The following is a 1,292-nucleotide window of genomic DNA, read 5'->3' as shown; positions in this document are numbered from 1 at the left end:
GGTCTGGGGGGCTGGTTTTTTTTAATATCTCCCCGCCCCGCGGCGCCGGGGGGGGCGCGCGGCCCCCCGGGGCCCCCCCCCGCCCGGCGCAGCACCCGTCCCGGTCCGGTCTCGTGCAGCGTCCGCGCTGCACCTCGTGAAGGGTGACCCGTCGTGGGTGACTACCTCTCTCAGTTCCTGCGGCTCTTCGAGTCGTACGACGTCCTGGGCGCGTTCTGGGTCAACATCCAGCTCACGTTCTGGGCGGCGATCCTGGCGCTCGTCATCGGCACGGTGCTCGCGCTCATGCGGATCTCGCCGATCCCGAGCCTGCAGTGGGCCGGCGCCACGTACGTCACGCTGTTCCGCAACACGCCGCTGACGATCATCATGGTGTTCCTGACCCTCGGGGTCTGGGGCCAGCTCAAGATCCAGCTCGCCGACGACTTCCCGTCCAACTTCTTCCGCTTCGCGGTGCTGGGCCTCGCGGTCTACCACGCGGCGTTCGTGTGCGAGGCGATCCGCTCCGGGGTCAACACGGTGCCGATCGGCCAGGCCGAGGCGGCCCGCGCGATCGGCCTCTCGTTCCTGCCGGCGGCGCGGATCGTGATCCTCCCGCAGGCCTTCCGCGGTTCGGTGGCCCCGCTCGGCAACGTGCTCATCGCCCTCATCAAGAACTCGACCGTCGCCGCCGCGGCCGGCGTCGCGACGGAGACCTCCAGCCTCATGAAGACCATGATCGAGTTCGACTCCGACGTCATCATCGCGATCTTCCTGACCTTCGCGATCGGCTACGTGATCCTCGTGATCCCGGTCGGGCTCGCGACGACCGCGCTCTCGCGCCGTCTGGCGGTGAAGCGATGACCGCCCAGCAGCAGACGGTCCTGTTCGACGCCCCCGGGCCGCGCGGCCGCCGCAACATCTTGGTCGGCAACGTCGTCGGGGCGATCGTGGTCGCGGGGATCGCGACCTACGCCCTGGTGCTGCTGGGCCGCGAGGGTCAGCTCACCGCGGAGAAGTGGCAGCCGATCTTCACGGCCGACGCCTGGGAGAACTTCTATCTCCCCGGCCTGCTCGACACCCTGCGCGCGGCCGGCGTCGCGATCGTCGGGGCGATCGTGTTCGGTCTGCTCTTCGGCATCGGGCGCCTGTCGGCGGTCAAGGCCGTGCGCTGGCTCTCGGGCCTGGTCGTCGAGTTCTTCCGGGCGGTCCCGGTCCTGCTCATGATGATCTTCTTCTGGCTCTTCCTGGCCCAGCTCAAGGTGCCCGACGCCCCGTTCATGGCGGTCGTGATCGCCCTGATCCTGTACAAC

General features: G+C 69.1%; 2 protein-coding genes. Both read left to right on the top strand.

Going from position 1 to position 1,292, the window contains the following annotated elements:
* The first annotated feature begins 153 nt into the window (after positions 1–153).
* The gene (locus ACFWFR_RS19390; protein WP_030150550.1) at positions 154–843 is read left to right on the top strand and encodes an amino acid ABC transporter permease; all 690 of its coding nucleotides are present in this window, start codon (positions 154–156) and stop codon (positions 841–843) included.
* On the top strand, positions 840–1,292 hold a 453-nt coding region (locus ACFWFR_RS19385; protein WP_377624213.1), incomplete at its 3' end, for an ABC transporter permease subunit. The genes ACFWFR_RS19390 and ACFWFR_RS19385, both read left to right, overlap by 4 nt.

Origin of the sequence: Oerskovia sp. NPDC060287 (genome assembly GCF_042726775.1) — a bacterium.
GTDB classification, from domain to species: Bacteria; Actinomycetota; Actinomycetes; order Actinomycetales; family Cellulomonadaceae; genus Oerskovia; species Oerskovia merdavium.
The sequence above is the reverse complement of the archived record's forward strand: the minus strand, read 5'-3'. Positions and strand labels throughout refer to the sequence as shown.